Origin of the sequence: Bacillus sp. CH_70, from assembly GCF_038007045.1 — a bacterium.
Taxonomy (GTDB): Bacteria; Bacillota; Bacilli; order Bacillales; family Bacillaceae_G; genus Bacillus_A; species Bacillus_A cereus.
Genome location: NZ_JBBOWL010000001.1, coordinates 2,067,196 through 2,086,251, shown reverse-complemented (window position 1 = coordinate 2,086,251; position 19,056 = coordinate 2,067,196). Strand labels below are relative to the sequence as shown.

The following is a 19,056-nucleotide window of genomic DNA, read 5'->3' as shown; positions in this document are numbered from 1 at the left end:
ATAAAACCCAATTCATTTACGCATATTAATAAAAAATTTTATAGCGAGGTGTGTATATGCAAAAAGCAATTAGTTTCTTTCTCCTATTGTTTTGCCTAATTGTAGTAAACGAAACATACGCCTATTCACCAAAATCTTTACCAATCTCTCAAAACTCTGATCAATGGCAAGTGAATATTGATAAACCGAAAAAAACAAACAAGAATATGCTTCAAGCTAAAAAAGATGAATTTCAAACATATCATTTTTCAGTAAAGAATGTTGGGAATAGAGAGGTATATAACGTAAACGTCGAAGTATTCCGCAACGAACCAAATAAGAAAACGAAATATGAACTCTTTTCCCTAAAGGAAAGTCGTTTAGCAAGTGGAAAAACTGGATTTGAACACGCTAATTTACCTGTTGCTACAAAAGCGGATGAGGTTGATGTGATTATTACATGGCAAGAACACCCATTCCGATCGATGCGAAATGGTCAAAAAGTTGAATCTAGAAAATTTAAAGAGCATTTTGTTTTTAAAGAAGCTAAAAAGTAAATGGGATCCGGATATATTCACACTAACATTGATATAGCTTTATTTACTAGTACCAGTTCGTAAGCAAATTAAAAAGTCGTGGCTTAATGCCACGACTTTTTATATTAATTCGTACTAATGCCTCTCGCTGCCCAAATGCGATCGATATCAGCAGCATGTTGTCCGCCATATAAAAGAGCATCCGCTTGCTTAATCGCTTTTGCTCCATCACTGAATTTAGAGTTTGGTGTTAATGACCAGTGTGATTGTAAAATGATTTTCGTTGCTACATCACGGCCAAAAGCTTGTGCCATTTCGTATTGACCTTGAGCCCAAATTTCACCATCATCATGCACTTCATTCGTTATATCTTTCGGATATACTTTATTCGTATCTAATCGGCGTAAGCATGTTGGATCTGAACTAGAATAAGCTGTCGCATCCCATTCTCCAACACATGCTTTACCATATCCAGTAGTCGATACTGCATCTTCATATGTAGCACCTAAGAAGTCGCCAAATCCTTCTCCCATCGCTCCACCTTCTGCTGAACTACCAAAGCCAGGAACTTGGTTATCTTGAATCGAATGCCCATATTCATGTGCGATAATACCAGCATCTTCTGCATCATCAACACCGCCAGTACCGAAAGTTAAAGCTTTTGTTGATGGAGAATAGAATGAGTTATCATCAGTTGTACCATTAACATTCACTTTTATCGAACGGTTATTAATATTTTTAAAACCTAGACTTTGAATGTAACGTTGCAATGTGTCGATATGATAGTACGACATAACATCTTCAAAGCTATCATTTGCGCGTGTATAGTTAAATTGTAAATTCGTAGATTTTGTTTTCGCTTTTGAAGAAATCGTTACATATTCTCCAATTAAAAATCCTGTTCCATCTAAACCTTTTAACGTAACAGTTTTCAGTTGGTTCGTTAGAGCTGTTGAATCTACATCGTTATTATCTTTTAAGCCTACTTTACTACCGCTAGATACGACTGGGTTAGGTAAAAATACTTTTCCTGACCCTTCAGCTTTTCGGTTTATATCAACCTTTTTAATTAACTTTCCATTTTCTGCATCAATAAATGTTTCCCATGCACCAAATGGATTATTAGAATGGACTACAACTTTATATACTGGACGAGCAATTCCTTCTTCAACAATATATCCGAACTCTTTATCTGTAGGAGCCCATAAATTTTGCTCACTTGCTTCTCCAACATACGCCATTGATTTTTGTATTGCATCTTTTTCACTAATTTTTGTCGTTACTTCCTTCACACCTGTAACAGGCTGATAATCAGAAACAGCGAGTACTCCCTTTCCTTCTCCGTTAAGAGTAACTGTAATTTGTTTTGAGAATACAGGCGCACCGTTAACAACTTGTTGGAACCTAACATATGAAGCTACTGACGTTTCTGTTGTAGAAATATATTGCAAGTCTGAAAGGTCTGTTTTCAATCCATACTGCGCAGCATTTTCTTTTAAATATTCAGTTGCTTTTTTCTGTGGCGAATAAGCTTCTAACTTTACTTGCTGTTGTTTTTCCAATGCCGAAACCGTAGAAATTGTCCCCATTACTAACGGCACAGTCATTGCCATTGCCACCATTTTTTTATTAAACATAGAACCACTCCCCCTAATAAAGTAGCTCAACCTTATCCCATTACCACTAGGCAATCATTCCCCACAAAATGGGGGGATAAAAATTGAATCTACGAGTAATTCTCTATAAACACTTCTATTACCTTTTCATTTAGGGTAAGTGAAATTTTCTCAATATTTATGTGTAAATTGAACACAATACTTTAGAAATATATTTCTAAAGCAATCCCTTAACTCTTAAACTTTTTAAATGACTTTGTAAAAAATAGGCTACTTTTTACCTAACGATAGGTTGAAAAAAATATTAATGAATGATACGATTTATATAACCTTTTTTTAGGAGGCTTTATTATGAGCAAAAGTGAAGAAACACTCTCTTCAATTATGGAAGCAAGCTATCGACTGTTTGCCGGACATGGTATTACCAAAACGACTTATTCAATGATTGCTGAAGAAGTCGGAATTGCTAAACCGTCCATTTATTATTACTTTAAATCTAAAGATGCATTAATCGAATGTATTTTCACAGAATTATGTGCTGCGATGCAGTTTTCTTCCTTCTTCCATACAGAAGAGTTTACGAAAGAAAATTTTATTGAGAAATGCATTGAAATTGGATTCAAAATAATTGATGAACAGCAGAACGATCCTTATTTTAATCGTGTGTTGCAAGAATATGTATTACTATCTTCAAGAAATGATATGTACAAAGATCGATTACTAACTGTGCAAACAGAATATTTACAAGGATTTGAATCCCTCCTTACAAAAGCAAATGAGCTTCAATTGATTGAAAATAAAAATCTAGTTTCAAAAGCTCATATGTTAGCATTAGTGCTTGATAATGTCGGGAATTTTATGATGTTACATGTGGATATAGATTATAGACAAATATGGATGGAAGCTGTAAACAGTATTTTTGAAAGAAGGGATTGAATTGAATACTAAAAAACGAATTATCGGCTTAGACTTTGCTAGAGCTTTGGCGATGTTTGGTATGCTGCTTGTTAATTTTATGGTTATAACAGGTGCAGAAGGAAATGGTCCCCCATTTTTAATAACCTTCATGTCACTTTTTGAAGGTAGAGCTTCTGCCTTGTTTGTTATACTTGCTGGAATTGGCATATCTTTAATGACTAGATCCTCTGTTGCTAGAAATGAAAAAATAAAAATTTCTAATAGCCGAAAGATCATATGGAAACGGGCACTATTCTTATTTATTTTAGGATTACTTTTATACGTAATGGAGTGGACTGGGGATATATTACACTACTATGGTGTTTACCTTTTCGTTGCTGCCTTACTCATTACAGTCCGAAAAAAAGCATTACTCTTCTTATCTATTATTATCCTACTCTTGGCACAATCTCTTCAGCTTATTTTCAATGCTTTCGAAGGTTGGGGAGGCCCTACTCCATTTATAAACTATGTAGACTTCTGGACAGTTAACGGTTTTCTTCGCAATTTATTCTTTAATGGTTATCACCCTTTTTTCCCATGGTTTTCATTCTTCTTAATCGGTATGATAATTGGCAGATTAGATCTTCATAATAAAAAGATTAGAGATAGGTTGCTCTTGCTCGGTATTACATTCACCATACTGATAGAACTTTTATCAAAAGGGCTCACGTACTACTTCATTCCACACATTAGCAAAGCAACTGCTACATTTTTGTTTAATACAGGACCCATTTTACCAAATGTATTGTACATTTTATCTGCAACAGGATCTGCTATTGCTATATTAATACTTTGCCTCTATATCACTGAAAAATATGAAAATAATTGGTTTGTTACTTCCATTATACAAACAGGTCAATTAACATTAACTTATTATGTAAGTCATGTATTTATCGGGATTGGGACATTAATTCTATTCAATAGAATGGAACATCAAACACTACTTTTCGTTTTATTATTTGCTACTGTATTTTTCATTTTCAGTATTTTGTTTAGCGTATTATGGAGAAAGAAATTTTCTAGAGGACCTATCGAATGGATTATGAGGAAATTAGCTAGTTAATTTACCTCCATACGAAAAAGGAAGTTGGAATCATTCCAACTTCCTTTTTTCTTTAATTAGCTGCACTTAATTTAATTCTAAGTTTTGTTTCACCTAAAGAAAGTTCATCATCTTCGTTCGTTAAGTGACCAAATGTAAATTGTTTAACGAGTAAGTTTTCTTCCAATAAATCTTTATGGTTCGTTAACGTTCGTTGTAGTTCTTCTTCTGTATCGAGAATAACATTGACTCGTAAATTAACTGGTAAATTCAACTGTTTACGATATTCTTGAACCGCACGAATGAATTCACGCGCTACTCCTTCTTGTAACAATTCTTCCGTTACATTCGTATCTAACATAACTGTATATTGTCCGTTAGTCGTATTAGAGAATCCTGATTTTGCAACTTTTTCAACTAACACATCTTCAGCAGTTACAACTACTTCTTCTCCTGGTGTTGCTTCGTAAACTGCTCTTTCTGTTGATACAAAGTTTTGTACTTCTTCTTGTGATAATTTTTTTAGCCAACCATTCACTGCATTCACATTTTTACCGAATTTCGGCCCTGCTGTTTTAAAATTGAGCTTCAATTGATATGATGTGTATTTTGTTTCATCAAGTTCAACATGGAACGCTTTTACATTTAACTCATCCATAACGATATCACGATAAGATTCCCAATCCATATCATTCTCGTTATGCTCAAGTAATACAAGTTCTGCTAGCGGCTGTTTTACTTTTAAAGAATGCTGATTACGGTTACTTCTTCCAAGTTCAACAACTTGTAAAACAGCATCCATTTCCGCTTCTAATTTCGGCTGAAGTAGTGATTCATTTACAACTGGATAATCAGCTAAATGAACGCTACTTCCTTCTAAATTAAGATGAATGTCTTCCGCGACAAACGGTGTGAATGGTGCAATTAATTTACTAATTGTTACAAGTACTTCATGAAGTGTCTCATACGCAGCAGCTTTTTCAGCGTTCATACCAGATTCCCAGAAACGATTACGTGAGCGTCTTACATACCAGTTACTCACTTCATCTACAAGTGCTGCAATTTCACGAGCTGCATTCGTAAATTGATAATCATCAAGTGCTGTTCTCACTTTTTTCGTTGTACTATGCAATCTTGATAATACCCATTCGTCTAATTTCGTACGCTTTACATCATACATTTCTTTCGGGTTATACTCATCTAAATTCGCATATAAAACGTAGAAGCTATACACATTGACTAATGTATCTACAAATTTAGATTTCGCTTCCAGTACGGTTCTTTCAGAAAAACGCTTCGCATTCCACGGAGCACTATCAACAAGTAAAGCCCATCTTAGCGCATCTGCACCAAACTTATCTACTAAATCAACTGGATCTAGTGCATTCCCTTTACTTTTAGACATTTTCTGACCTTCTTCATCTAAAACATGCCCTAGTGATAACACTCGTTTATACGGTACTTTTCCTGTATACAGTGCTGAGACTGCTAATAAACTATAAAACCAGCCGCGTGTTTGATCAATTCCTTCTGCAATAACATCAGCTGGAAACTGCTCTTCAAATAACTCTTTATTTTCAAATGGGTAATGATATTGTGCAAATGGCATGGAACCACTATCAAACCAAACATCAATTACTTCTGGTGTACGATTCATTGTGCCTCCGCATTTTTCGCAGCGGACTTGAACTTCATCTACATAAGGCTTATGCAATTCTAAATCTTCCGGTGTTTCTTTCGTACTATGCTTTCTTAATTCGGCAATGCTTTTCGGCGCAAACTGATGATCACAACTTTCACATTCCCACACGTTTAATGGCGTTCCCCAATATCTATTTCGGCTAATATTCCAGTCCACCATATTTTCTAAAAACTTACCAAATCGTCCATGTTTCATATGATCCGGATACCAAGTAACTGAATCATTATTTTGTAAAAATGTATCTTTAATTGCAGTTGTTCGGATTAACCAACTTTCTCCTGCATAATAAAGTAGTGGTGAATCACAACGCCAGCAATGTGGGTAGCTATGTTCATATTTTTCTTTATGATATAGCAAACCTTCTTTCGCTAAATAACGAACAATGTCAACGTCACAATCTTTTACAAATTTACCTTTCAAAAATGGTACCGCTTCTGTATACTCACCTTTTTCATCTACAACGTGCAAGAATGACAATCCTTCACTTTGAACAACTCTATAATCGTCCTCTCCATATGCTGGAGCAATATGAACAAGTCCTGTACCACTATCTGCCGTTACAAAATCTGCTGCGATAACGCGGTAACCATTTGTAACTTCTTTCATCGGAAATGGCGCTGTATAAGATGTGTTTAATAATTCTTCGCCTTTATGAACAGATAATACTTCATAGTTTTCTTTTAATACTTCTTGTACACGTTCTTTCGCAACAATGTATACATGACTTTCTTGTTTTGCTTTAACATATTCCATATTTGGATGTACAGCAAGCGCAACATTTGCTGGAAGTGTCCAAGGCGTTGTTGTCCAGCCTAAGAAATACTCATTTTCACTATCTTTCACTTTAAACTTCACTGTTGCACTTAAATCTTTTACTGTTTTATACCCTTGTGCAACCTCATGTGAGCTCAATGAGGTTTGGCAGCTTGGGCAGTATGGTGAAACTCTATGTCCTTTATATAACAATCCTTTTTCATGGATCGTCCCCAAAATATGCCATACACTTTCGATATATGGATTCTCTAAAGTTACATATGGATCATCCATATCTACCCAATAACCAATACTTTCAGTGAATTCACGCCACTGCTTTTCATATGTGAAAACACTCTCTTTACACTTTTGAATAAATGGTTCAATACCATATTCTTCGATCTCATGTTTACCAGAAATACCAAGTTGCTTCTCAACACCTAGTTCTACAGGTAAACCGTGTGTATCCCATCCTGCTTTTCTTACTACTTTATAACCAGCCATCGTTTTATATCTTGCTACTAAATCTTTAATTGCCCGACCAAGTGCATGGCCGACGTGTGGTAAACCGTTCGCCGTTGGTGGTCCTTCATAAAACACAAACGATTGCGCGCCTTCTCGATTCTGAATTGATTGTTCAAAAATGCTTTGTTCGTTCCACTGCTTACGAATACGTATTTCTCTCCCTACAGCTGACTCTTTTACATCTACTTTCTTCATCTACAATCACTCCTTTGAATGTTTTAAAAGCACACAAAAAACCCGTCCCTATGAAGTAGGGACGGGTTTACCCGCGTTACCACCCTAATTCTATTAGCTTTTTCACTAATAGCGCTTAGCAACGTACTATCATACGTGTTCTTTGTAACGGTAGACATCCGTCCGGGCTTACTCACTTTCAGCCTCGGCTCCTCGGAGATGATTTTCAAATAACGTCTGCCCACCGGCTTTCAGCAATATACCGGCTCTCTGGAGAACAGTTCACTATTTTACTCTTTCTCGTCTTCAGATTTGTATACTTTGTTAAAAGTTATTTTATGCCATTTGACAACTAATTGTCAACTAATTCAAAATATATCCTTATCTTTTCCCCTATTCTTATACAATTACTTTTCAAATTCTCGCAATGCTGCTAAATTTTCATCATCCTCAATAAGTTCAGCAAAGAATCCCGATTCATCCTCACGAAGGACAATTTCAAGCTCTTCCTTCGCCTCTTCATTTCTATTTAACTGTGCTAAATAACAAGCACGATCATATCTTGCTAACAAATCATTTGCATCCATTGTTAATACTTCATTTGCTATTTTTTCTGCCTTTAGTGTTTGGCCGGCACCATGATATGAAGACGCTAAAGAAAGGAGAATTGCTGTTTCATTTGGATGATGTATAGAAGCATTTTCTAATAGATGAATTGCCTCTTCAAACCTTTCTTGACTTTGATACATTTCTCCTAAAGCAAGAAATGCTCTACTTACAAACGGTGTTTGCTCCGTTAATTGTAAGGTAATCTTTTCTGCTTTTCTTTCTTCCCCTGCTTTAAAGAATACTTGTGCTTGCAGAAGAAGAGTATCATAATCATCTGGTAGTTCTCGAACCATTTGCTTCGTTAATTCCAAAGCATCTCTTAACATATCTTCTTCCTCGCACTCAACGAAAAGATTTACAAGTTGCTTCGCTACTTCATAATCCCATCTATTTTCTAGTGACGTGTGCAGAATCTCTATTGCTTCTTTATTCATCTCTACATTCCCATAAAATAGCGCAAATCGCTGTGCTGCCATACTATTTTTCGGATTTAACTTTAAAGAGATTTCATATAAATCAATTATCATAGTAACCATTGAAATTTCTTTGGCACGATTTTTCATACGATAAAAAGCTCTCGTAATGATAGATCGTTTTGGCTGTTCATGCAGCTGACGTTCAATCCATATTTCCGTAACCGCAGCTGCAGCATACATGAATGCTGTACTTCTTTCTGCTTTTTTCACCTTTAACGTATGAAGAAAATCTCGTATGTTAGACAATTTTTTATGTTGCTCTACTGCTTTTACATAAACATCAAATATACGTTCATTATCAAAATCTTTTTGTATTACTTTCATTGCAACTTCAATTGCTTTTACATTTCTTTTTTTCACTAATACTTTTGCATAATGATATAGAACTTCTATATGCTCACCATCTAATTGTAGCGCGTATTCAATCTGTGCTTGTTCTTTATCTATTTCATTCATCGCTCCGTACACATATGCAATCGCATCTAAACGCCATATTTCAGGTACTTCTTCCTCTAATTGTTCTAGTTCAGTCAGCAATTCTTCCTGAAGATTCATATCTACTGAAAGCTGTGCCAAATATTCCATATTAATATGCAACGGCTCTTCCTTCATCGCCTGAACCATATGACTTTGTTCTTTAGAACGGTTTTCTTCTTTTTCGTATATTTCCGCAAGCTGTAAATGTACACCTACGAAATTCCCATCAAGCTCTAAACATGTTTCATACGCTTGTTTTGCTTCCGTCAATTGCCCTAATGCCATAAGTGTTTCACCAATTCGGTAATACGGTAATGCCGTTTCCTTTTGTTCTATCGCCTTATTATATCTTTTCATCGCTTGGCCGTACTGTCCAATAGATTCATATAAAATACCTGCATAACAACCGTACTCACTTACTTCATTACTTTCTTTGTGTAACGTTCTTAAAAACGCTATACCTCGTTGTACAAATTCCGTTCCTTTAATTCGATTCACATATTCATCTAACGCACTTGCTACATTATAATCACTTTTCTTTATACCATTTTCTAACTTAGATAGCGCTACTTTAAATCCTTCTTCATTTCCACCAAGTTCAATTTCAGCATCCCATAAAACCATTCCTGCATTCATGAGGAAATCTTGGCTCTTTTCAATTTGCTTCTCAAGACCAAGAATGTATTCTTTTGCTTCCTTGTATTGTTCTCTTGCCATATACACTTGTGTAAGTCCGAAGTGAGAATAAACATCCTCATCGTTTTCTTCTAAAGCACGCTTATACAATACTTCTGCTTCTTCCAAGCTATCATTTTGAAAATGATAGTCACCTAATTTTACGTAAAGAGGTGCTTTATCATCACAATTCTCAATACCGTTTAATAAAATTTCTTTCGTACTTTCCTCATCCTTCAAATCAGATTCGTATATTTCCGAAAGTTTCGTATAAATGTAAGGTGCATTACTATCCAAATGAATCGCTACTTTAAGCCCTTTTATTGCTAAATATAATTTTCCTAGTTGATGTGCACATCTCGCTCGTTCATACCATACATGTGCTTCATATTTATACTCTTTTAACAAGTCATTAAAGATTTCATATGCTTCTTCATATCTTTCTAAATCTATTAATATTAAACCGTGATTCGTTAAAGTGAACCTTTCAGGACTGCGCTCTAACGCAACTTGAGAGTATTGCAATGCTTTTTCAGATTGATCAATATACATATAGGATAAAGCGAGAAAACTCCAAGCAATAGGCTGATCTGCGTCTAATTGTAACGATGAACGAAAGCTTGAAATCGCTTCTATATAACTTTCCTGCTCAAAAGCATATCTTCCGTTTATTAAATGATATAATGCACGATTATTTTTCTTCTCAACGCTTGTCAGCATTTGCTCCGCTTTCTCTACTTCTTGAAGACGAATAAAACACTGTGCACCATGCAATTTAACAAAGTCCGAGTTCGGAAACTTTTCCATTAACTTATCGATACAATATAAAATAAATTCTTTATCTACTTCAACATCTAAGTGCTTTATCGTATATAGCCACGTATTTGGATTATCGCTCGTTTCTTTTAAAAATTGTACTAAGTTACTAATTCCCTCTTTGTCATGTTCATCTAAATGATCCGTAAGAGAAAAAATAGATTTAAAATAACGATTTTCTTCCTCATTTAGAAACGCTAGTTGCGCCTTCTTTTCTTTCGGAACAAACGTGATTGCTAAACAGCCTGTATAACGATATTTTTCTTGTAATTTACTATATTCTACAAGAACTGGTTCTATAAAGTTTGGATCTTGAACATAGAAAGCTTGCAATGTATCATCATATCCAGATAGAACTTGTACGTGTGAAGCATGCTCAATATCTATACTTAATAAAACAGGAATTCCTTCATCAATCAGTCTCTTATAATTCTCTTCATTCCCTTTAAAATAACGATATTCATAACCTAATTCTTCTAAATAAGAAACAGTATCTGAAAACTTCGATCCTGTCATATCAAAAATAAACTCTGCTATTTCATCTTGTGTACGTGTCTCTCCCCATATACGCAACATCATCTCTAAACTTGTCGGAACACAATAATTATCCTTTTGTACAATAGGAACTATCGGCAAGTGAACCTTTTTTCCATCCGGATTTTTTTCTAAATTATGATATAAAGATTCTTTTAAACTCTTTTCTTCTTTTAATAGCTTTTGTAAATCTGCAAATTTATTCATTTTGTACAGCGCTTCTGCACGTAAATGTACAAAGTAAGTGTTATAAGCATGATATGGCAGCTGAGTATTTATGTTATCTATTACCGCTAACATCTCTTCATATTGCTCTAAATCTAATAAATACTTTACCTTCTCAAAATGAAAATATGGTACTTGTGGGAACTTTACAATCGCATCATTAATTAACTGTATTGCACGTTTTTGTTCTCCTTTATTTGCATACAATTGTGATAATAAATAGGTAGATAACTCTTCACAATCTTCATGCTGCATGCCAGCAATAAATTGTTCTTCCGCTTTCTCCCATTCGCCTGTATGCATATAAACGTAGCCCCATTTATCAAACACTACGCGCGTACTATACTCCTCTGCTTTTTGCATATACATTAGCGCTTCTTCATTTCTTTTCATTTCTAAAAGACATCGTACTAAGGTAAAATATGTTTTCGCTAAAAAATCTGCATCTATTTCTTCTTTATTACTCTCTTCTAAAGTTTCTTTTAACAGCTGCTCTGCTTCAAGAATTTTTCGCTCATCAATTAGCTCATCACAATATAAAGAGAGCGTTCTCATATTTGGGAATTTTTTATAAGCGTAGCGAATGAGGAATGAACTGTATTGGTGCATAAGCCCTTCATCAGTAAGGCGAATTAATATGTCAAACTCCTTATGCGAAGGAATATTAGCAAGCCAATTCTTCACATAGGATAAAGTATTCGTTTCTTTTATATATGCAATTTCATTATTTATTTCCTGTAATCCATCTACAAATCTCTTGTCTTTTAAACAAGTTTCTAACTGCTTAAAATCTAGCATGCATTCACCTCGAATTTATATTTATACTGCTACTTGCTTAGATTTTACACACCATATAGTATGTATTCAACTAAAATCTCTTATAATGGATGGTATTAATTAATATTATTCAAATTTATAACAAAATATAGTAAAAATGATTGTTTTTCTCCGTATTTTGTTTAATTATATGGAATAACGTAACATGCGGTTTTAATCTTGTAGAAGCTGAAATTAGTACATAAAATTATATCAGCGATAATTCAAATATATCGGCGATTTTCAAATTATATCGACATTAAACGACGATCCTTATATATCATGACTTTTAACATACTATGTCACCAAATGTAATTTTCATATTCGGAGCGTATACTAAAGAAGAATGCACATGAAATATTTTAAAAAATCGTAGTTCAGCTTCATATTGAGCTAGCGCATCATCATATGTTAATCCTCTAGCCATTAAACGTTCTACAAATTGTTGCTTATCACCCGGATCACCTGCAATCCCCTCTTCTTTTAATGATTGATACAAATCGTTTTTATCATTGTGATGCATATTTGAATCTAAAAAGTTCACTTTATCGCTTACTCTACATTCAATATTTTTCACACCTAATTCACTTAAATATATCGGTATTTTCATACCAATATTTCCATCTTTTCCACTCCTCTGCGTGTCACTTTCAAATAAATTCTGCAAAATGCCTAGCTGGATAATTTCCGATTGGTTCTCTCCATCCAAAGTGTATGAAGACATATTTGATATCCAATGTGGTTCAAAACAGATTATTTTCCCGCCACTTTTAACTGAATGAATCATTTTTTGTAGCATCGTTTTTGGTGAACTCATATGTAATAAGAAGGCATGACAAATTGCTATATCGTATGTATCGTTCAATTCAATTTCTATAGCATCTCCCTCCAGAAATTCTGACTCGTACGGAAGTGAACGAAACAACTCTCTCGCTTCAGCTAATAATGTTTCTCCACTATCAATGCCTGTATACTTTGATCCTTCTGGAAGTAAAGGCATTAATAATAAGCCTAAATAACCATATCCACAACCATAATCAACAACATGGACTGGCTCAGAAATCTTCCAAACTGAATTCACTAGAAAACTTACATAATCGCTATTGTAATATAAATCTCTCGTATTTTTTAAATACGCTAGTTTACTGTTCCAATCGTATGTTTCCAACCTCTAACGCCTCCTTTTATATACACCCCTTACAATTCTCTATTTAACAAAACATTCCTACATTTTTAACAATTACCCAAGAAATTGGTTTTAATAAGGTGAGATTACTGCTTACATGACTCCTATACCAAATAAAAAGGCATACATATCTGTAATGATACATACACCTTTTATGCTACATCTCCTCAGGAGCCTCCACCCCAAGTAAACGTAATCCTTCTTTTAATACAACCGTCACAGCATAAACCAATGCGAGTCTGCTGTCTTTTTCTTCACTCTCTTCTAATATACGAACATTACCGTAATATTTATTGAACGATTGTGCTACATCTAATACATATTTCGAAATAATCGATGGCTCATTTTTATTGAAAGCTGCTTCAATTACTTGTGGGAATTTGTTTAATAATTTTACGACACTCCAGCTATGATCGTCTTTTAAAGCAAACGTACATGTTTCAAATTCTACACTTTCTTTTCTTAAAATAGAGCAAGCACGTGCATGTGTGTACTGTACGTACGGGCCTGTTTCTCCTTCAAATTTCAGCATGTTTTCTAATGAGAATTCAATATTGTGCATACGCTCATTTTTTAAATCGTGGAAAATAACTGCACCTACACCGACTTGCTTTGCTACTACTTCTTTTTGTTTTAAGTTTGGATTTTTCTCTTCAATATTTTGTTTTGCAAGGTCGATTGCTTCCTCAAGTACTTCTTCAAGTAAAATAACTCTTCCTTTACGTGTCGACATTTTCTTACCATCTTTTAAAATGAAGCCAAACGGTACGTGTTCCATACCATCAACCCAAGTATAGCCAAGTTTTTTTAATACAGTGAAAAATTGATTGAAATGTAAGCTTTGTTCTGGACCAACAACATATAGCGCTTTATCAAACCCATAAGTGTTTTGACGATATAAAGCTGCCGTTAAGTCACGCGTTGCATAAATCGTCGCACCATCTGATTTTCTAATTAAGCAAGGCGGCATTCCTTCTTCTTCTAAATTAACGACTAATGCGCCTTCTGATTCTTCCAGTAAGTCGTGCTCTTCTAAAATCCCAATAAAGTCTTCCATTTTATCATTATAGAAAGCTTCGCCTTGAAAATTAGTAAATTCCACACCGAGAAGTTCATAAATACGAGAAAATTCTTTTAATGATTCGTGACGGAACCAATTCCAAAGTTCAACTGCTTCTTCATCGCCTTCTTCTAGCTTTTTAAACCAAGCACGTCCTTCTTCTTCTAATTCATCATTCTCTTTTACTTCTACATGAAACTGAACATATAACTTAAATAGCTCACGTATTGGATCCTCTTTCACTACTTCTTCATTTCCCCATTTTTTATAAGCCGTAATTAACTTTCCAAACTGTGTTCCCCAATCTCCTATATAATTAATCCCTACAACTTCATAGCCACATTTTTCAGCGATATGTTTCAGCGAATTTCCTATCATTGTAGAACGTAAATGCCCCATCGAAAAAGGTTTCGCGATATTAGGAGAGGAATAATCAATTACTACTGTTTTTTCACAGCCAAAGTGGTTTTGACCGAACTCTTCTTTCTCCGCTAAAACTGTTTTTAATACTGCATCACTTACAGTTTCACGATTGAAAAATACATTTACATAAGGACCAACGGCTTCTACTTTCGTAAAAAACGGATCATTTAATTTCTCAGCAACTTCCTTTGCGATAAGAGCTGGTGCTTTTTTATATTGCTTCGCTAATGAAAAACATGGGAACGCTGCATCTCCAAATTCATCTTGTTTCGGTGTTTCAATTAAATCTAAAATTTGTTTTTGCGTTAATTCATTCGTGAAAATATTAGATAAACTTTCCGCAAACTGCATTTTATAATCCATGATACAACCTCCTTATTTTTTAAAACACAAAAAACTCGTCTCTAAAAAAGAGACGAGTTTGAACCCGTGGTACCACCCTTGTTGTTCGTTACGAACCACTTTCCCGTTTATAACGAGGACAGGGGGCCTCGGCTTTCTCTACTATTCGTTCAAGAAGCATCTCCGAAGTGCGCTTCATCTTTTTCTTCCGTACTAGGCTCACACCATCCCTAGCTCGCTTTCCTTCTAAAAAAGACTACTCTCTTCATCACAGACAGTATATTTAATTAATTATTGCTTATTATACATCTTTTCAAACAATTAGCAAGGGGCAATTACACCAAAGTGAAACTTAGCACTTTTTCTTTTGTATACGTGAAAATTGTGTTTTTCAAATCTAGAACTACGGAAATGATCTTTTAATACAACACGCTTTCTCGCCACTCGCTTCGCCTCCGCAATTGTTTCATCAGTAATATCATGATACAAAGCCAAGTGTTTTAATCCTTTAATTCCGTCAGATTCTATGACAGTTTCTTCAAACATCGGATCAAGGTAAACGACCTCATAACTATTGTCTTCACATTGCGCTAAAAATGAAAAATGCTCCGTTTGCGTTACTTGGATTCTTTGCATTGCTTCATCGATTTCAGAAACAGATGAAGACCATGTTTTCAAACCATTTCTCATGATATATGCCATATATTCATTGCCTTCAAGTCCTGTTACTGTTCCACTTTCACCAACAATATAACTAGCTACAATACTATCTGATGCCATACCGAGCGTACAATCTAACACTGTCATTCCGCTCTCTAATTTAGCAGCTTGTACAAACGGATCGTGTTCTCCACGCATTAACCTTTTCACACGAAACATCGCTGAGTTCGGATGAAAGAAAAATGATTCTTCCGTACCTTTCGGATAAATAGCTAATCGGTTCTTTCCTACGACAAGTATATCTTGTTCATACTGCTCATGTAATTTATGCACTGGTATATCATTACGTAAAATGAAAGAACGATTTAATTCTTCTGCTACCTTTTTTGCATATGCTGTCATTTCTTTGTTTGTTCTTCCTGCTGTTGTTACGATCATTGTTTCACCTCTATATAAAGAAAAGAGGGAGATTTACTCTCCCCCTTCTTTAACAATTCTTTTCGAAAGCTTGCTCTAAGTTCGTAATAATTTCATCCATAGTTGCACCTTCAATTTCATGACGGTGAATGAAGTGAACAACTTCTTTTCCTTTTAATAATGCCATAGATGGTGAAGATGGAGGAATTTCTCCGAAGTATTCACGCATTTTTGCAGTAGCATCTTTATCTTGACCTGCGAATACAGTTACAAGATGATCAGGTTGTTTTTCAGCACGAACAACCGCTTGACCTGCTGATGGACGTGCTAAACCAGCTGCACAACCACAAACAGAGTTTACAACTACTAAAGTTGTACCTGATGTATTTTCCATAAATTCTGTTACAGCTTCTTCTGTAGTTAACTCTTCAAACCCAGAACGCACTAACTCCTGGCGCATTGGGATTACCATTTGGCGCATGTATTCTTCATAAGCATTTGACATCTTGTAATCTCTCCTTCAACTTTCATTCCAAATTCATCATATCACGCTCTATTAATAGGTGCAAAAGAAAGATAACGATGATTTCATTTTTTTGTAGGGATTTCACAAACCCCACCGCGGCAATGTCCCACTGGAACAAGTTTTCTATTATTAGCGATATAATCGTATACTTTACTTCCAAAGCCAAGTACGATAGATAGCTTTATAAAAGGAACTGCAAACCAATAAGATGGAACGGCCTTTGCTAATACATCTATGCTCTGAATGCCGTCATACCACTTATTATTTTTAAAAATATACAGTCTTTGTTCCATTTTACTTTGTAGTTCTTGAGAAAGCTTATATTTCTCAACTACATCTTCATTTCGAAATGAAACAAATTTCATCTTACCCTTTTTATCTAATTTTTTCGTACGTTCTGCAACGGCCGTACACATCGGACACCAACTATCATAGAAAACAATCATACATTATTCCCCTTTACGAGACTCCGTCATTTGTTTCCATACAGAACCTTTTGCTTCTTCTCCGCCTTCAATACGCTCTAATGCTAGACGTGCTTGCATCGCTACTTCAAACTCTGAATCATCTTGCGCTGCTTTTAATGCTGGAATCGCACTTTCATCTCCAAGTTCAAATAAGAACATCGCTGCACGCCAGCGTACTAATTTACTTGGATCTTTCAGAGATTTAATCATAACGAACATCGCTGCCGGATCACCTACATCTGATAAACAATCTCCTGCAGTACGACGAACACTTACAGAGCGATCTAACAACGCTTTATATAATAACGGTAATACTTCATCACCTTTTACCATACCTAAATACGCTGTTGCTAAACGGCGTATTGAAACTTTTTCATCATCTAACGCCATCTTCAACACTGGAATATCTTCTTCAGTAGGATCCATTTGTTCTAATGCTGCAAAACGGTTTTTCCAGTCAGAATCTTTCATCATCTCTTCTGTTACTTTATATGGTTCACGCTTTTGAATCGTTACTTCAACAGCACCTGCTTGATTTAATAATTCTTTAACCGTTTCATTTACACGTTCTTCTGAATAAGCAGCAACAATCTCTTCTACTACTTCTTTCCCGATTTCTTCAAAATTACCGTAACGTGTACTTTGTTCTACCCATTTACGCTCTTTTACAACGTTTGGTGCAGACATTTGTACTTTCATAATTGATTCTTTGAAACGATCTGGTAAGCCAACGCGTTCTTCCGATGTTCCATCTGTTAACTTTACTTGCATTGGAATTGTAAAGAACATTTGAACAAACACTTTCACTTCTCCAAAATGAGACAGTTGTTGTTCTTCACTTTCTTCCACTACTTCTTCGCCAAAAACAGCACGAACTTGTTGTAATAATACTTTCCAGTCATACTTTGCATTTCGCTCGACTGCTAAAAAGTCAGCTACATGATACACACCTTTAATGCCTTCAATTTTCAAAATTTCTTGCACTTGCATTGGTGCTTGTTCTTTATTTTCATTTGTATAATTATTACGCGCTCCTGATGGTAATACTTCATTCAAAATAACTTTCATTGTATTTGGACTTGGCGTCGGTTCAATTGCTTTAATCTTCACGTAAAAAACTCTCCTTTATTGCGTGTTCTTAGCTGTATTGTAACATGTTATCACTCGATACTCCTACTCAGGTGCTTAATTTTACTACTTTCTTCCCGCTACCATACTATTTCATTCTTTTTACATTTCAAATTAGGGATGGGATTTTAAAAGCTTTCGTTTCTGATGATTTTTATTTTTTATCCATTTCTTGAGGCATCGCCATTATTTTTGAAAAAAACACGCTAAACAAAAAAATATGTAAATAAGCTATCCATATGGATAGCTTATTTACATATTTTTCGTTATTGGAAGTTATTTATTTGCTAATAAATCTTCTGCGTAACATTTAATCATCATGTAGCCTGCGTAACCGAACTGATCATACGTATCTGCTTCTTCTTTGGTCGCCTGTCTAAGTACTGAATATCCTTTCATTAACATACAATTCTCATCATGAACCATTTGTGAAGTGAAATACTCTGTTTCAATTCCATCTAATTCTAATGAACGATAGCCACTTATAAAACCATCCAATGCTGTTTCATGAATGGTTTTAATATGAACATCTATTTGTATTAACGTTTTACAACCTTTTAAATTTTCAGCCATAGGTGGGCTATCTCCGATCCAATCCATCAAACCTGCTAAAAATCCCCTTCTACTATTTGGATCTGTTTCAATTACTCTACCACATGCAAATTTACTGTTATCTAAAGGAATAGTCCAAAATTGCCCTGGTACTAAATAACGATTTGATTTTGGTTTAAATGGATAGTTTATACTCGTTGTTCTCCCCATCTCTTTTTTATCTATTGTATAACATATTCATGTAAAGTTAACATAACGTCCTATTATCGGTAGCAACAAAAAGGAGGATTCCTTACTCTCAGAAGGAATCCCTTTTTTATTTTCTATCACTCGATTCATCTTTTTATACATTCCTATACTGTGATGGGTTTTACGGTTCT

At 34.9% G+C, this 19,056-nt stretch carries 13 protein-coding genes and 2 other annotated features; of the genes, 3 read left to right on the top strand and 10 right to left on the bottom strand.

Features of this window, described 5'->3' with window-relative positions; translation table 11 throughout:
• The first annotated feature begins 56 nt into the window (after positions 1-56).
• A complete protein-coding gene (locus N2V79_RS10725; protein ID WP_340719844.1) occupies positions 57-536 on the top strand; it encodes a hypothetical protein in 480 nt (159 codons plus the stop codon).
• Positions 537-640: 104 nt separating this feature from the next.
• Here the strand turns inward: N2V79_RS10725 and N2V79_RS10720 are convergent, their stop codons facing one another.
• On the bottom strand, positions 641-2,152 hold the full coding sequence (locus N2V79_RS10720; protein WP_340719843.1) for a M36 family metallopeptidase: 1,512 nt from the start codon (positions 2,150-2,152) through the stop codon (positions 641-643).
• Between the two features lie 330 nt (positions 2,153-2,482).
• Here N2V79_RS10720 and N2V79_RS10715 point away from each other — a divergent pair, with 330 nt between their 5' ends.
• Complete coding sequence (locus N2V79_RS10715; RefSeq protein WP_000045218.1) at positions 2,483-3,067, top strand: TetR/AcrR family transcriptional regulator; 585 nt, start codon at positions 2,483-2,485, stop codon at positions 3,065-3,067.
• A gap of 1 nt (position 3,068) precedes the next feature.
• Complete coding sequence (locus tag N2V79_RS10710; protein WP_340719842.1) at positions 3,069-4,154, top strand: DUF418 domain-containing protein; 1,086 nt, start codon at positions 3,069-3,071, stop codon at positions 4,152-4,154.
• 52 nt (positions 4,155-4,206) lie between these two features.
• Here N2V79_RS10710 and ileS read toward each other — a convergent pair whose 3' ends face one another.
• From ileS to N2V79_RS10665, 9 genes are all read right to left on the bottom strand, one after another.
• Positions 4,207-7,308 (bottom strand): isoleucine--tRNA ligase, encoded by a 3,102-nt coding sequence (gene ileS, locus N2V79_RS10705; protein WP_340719841.1) that lies wholly within the window; start codon positions 7,306-7,308, stop codon positions 4,207-4,209.
• Between the two features lie 54 nt (positions 7,309-7,362).
• Positions 7,363-7,603: a binding site (T-box leader), on the bottom strand.
• A 91-nt stretch (positions 7,604-7,694) separates the two neighbouring features.
• Positions 7,695-11,897 (bottom strand): tetratricopeptide repeat protein, encoded by a 4,203-nt coding sequence (locus tag N2V79_RS10700; RefSeq protein WP_340719840.1) that lies wholly within the window; start codon positions 11,895-11,897, stop codon positions 7,695-7,697.
• 307 nt (positions 11,898-12,204) lie between these two features.
• The gene (locus N2V79_RS10695; protein WP_053564639.1) at positions 12,205-13,083 is read right to left on the bottom strand and encodes a class I SAM-dependent methyltransferase; all 879 of its coding nucleotides are present in this window, start codon (positions 13,081-13,083) and stop codon (positions 12,205-12,207) included.
• Between the two features lie 175 nt (positions 13,084-13,258).
• The gene (gene argS, locus N2V79_RS10690; RefSeq protein WP_053564640.1) at positions 13,259-14,947 is read right to left on the bottom strand and encodes an arginine--tRNA ligase; all 1,689 of its coding nucleotides are present in this window, start codon (positions 14,945-14,947) and stop codon (positions 13,259-13,261) included.
• A 45-nt stretch (positions 14,948-14,992) separates the two neighbouring features.
• Positions 14,993-15,207: a binding site (T-box leader), on the bottom strand.
• Between the two features lie 40 nt (positions 15,208-15,247).
• Positions 15,248-16,024, bottom strand: a complete 777-nt coding sequence (locus tag N2V79_RS10685; protein WP_340719839.1) for a class I SAM-dependent methyltransferase — start codon at positions 16,022-16,024, stop codon at positions 15,248-15,250.
• A 49-nt stretch (positions 16,025-16,073) separates the two neighbouring features.
• The gene (locus N2V79_RS10680) at positions 16,074-16,508 is read right to left on the bottom strand and encodes a BrxA/BrxB family bacilliredoxin (RefSeq protein ID WP_000063706.1); all 435 of its coding nucleotides are present in this window, start codon (positions 16,506-16,508) and stop codon (positions 16,074-16,076) included.
• A gap of 83 nt (positions 16,509-16,591) precedes the next feature.
• Positions 16,592-16,975, bottom strand: coding sequence for a thiol-disulfide oxidoreductase DCC family protein (locus tag N2V79_RS10675; protein ID WP_000634891.1), 384 nt, complete (start codon positions 16,973-16,975; stop codon positions 16,592-16,594).
• A 3-nt stretch (positions 16,976-16,978) separates the two neighbouring features.
• Positions 16,979-18,106: a conserved virulence factor C family protein gene (locus N2V79_RS10670; RefSeq protein WP_000692587.1), complete on the bottom strand. Its 1,128-nt coding sequence runs from the start codon at positions 18,104-18,106 to the stop codon at positions 16,979-16,981.
• A gap of 294 nt (positions 18,107-18,400) precedes the next feature.
• Entirely contained in the window at positions 18,401-18,886 is a 486-nt protein-coding gene (locus N2V79_RS10665) for an Imm26 family immunity protein (RefSeq protein WP_088021925.1), read from the bottom strand.
• Between the last annotated feature and the right edge of the window lie 170 nt (positions 18,887-19,056).

What these genes read in the sequence shown, in the direction of transcription:
- N2V79_RS10725 (WP_340719844.1), top strand. Translation starts at nt 57, where the DNA reads ATGCAAAAAGCAATTAGTTTCTTTCTCCTATTGTTTTGCCTAATTGTA.
- N2V79_RS10720 (WP_340719843.1), bottom strand. Translation starts at nt 2,152, where the DNA reads ATGTTTAATAAAAAAATGGTGGCAATGGCAATGACTGTGCCGTTAGTA.
- N2V79_RS10715 (WP_000045218.1), top strand. Translation starts at nt 2,483, where the DNA reads ATGAGCAAAAGTGAAGAAACACTCTCTTCAATTATGGAAGCAAGCTAT.
- ileS (WP_340719841.1), bottom strand. Translation starts at nt 7,308, where the DNA reads ATGAAGAAAGTAGATGTAAAAGAGTCAGCTGTAGGGAGAGAAATACGT.
- N2V79_RS10700 (WP_340719840.1), bottom strand. Translation starts at nt 11,897, where the DNA reads ATGCTAGATTTTAAGCAGTTAGAAACTTGTTTAAAAGACAAGAGATTT.
- argS (WP_053564640.1), bottom strand. Translation starts at nt 14,947, where the DNA reads ATGGATTATAAAATGCAGTTTGCGGAAAGTTTATCTAATATTTTCACG.
- N2V79_RS10685 (WP_340719839.1), bottom strand. Translation starts at nt 16,024, where the DNA reads ATGATCGTAACAACAGCAGGAAGAACAAACAAAGAAATGACAGCATAT.
- N2V79_RS10680 (WP_000063706.1), bottom strand. Translation starts at nt 16,508, where the DNA reads ATGTCAAATGCTTATGAAGAATACATGCGCCAAATGGTAATCCCAATG.
- N2V79_RS10675 (WP_000634891.1), bottom strand. Translation starts at nt 16,975, where the DNA reads ATGATTGTTTTCTATGATAGTTGGTGTCCGATGTGTACGGCCGTTGCA.
- N2V79_RS10665 (WP_088021925.1), bottom strand. Translation starts at nt 18,886, where the DNA reads ATGGGGAGAACAACGAGTATAAACTATCCATTTAAACCAAAATCAAAT.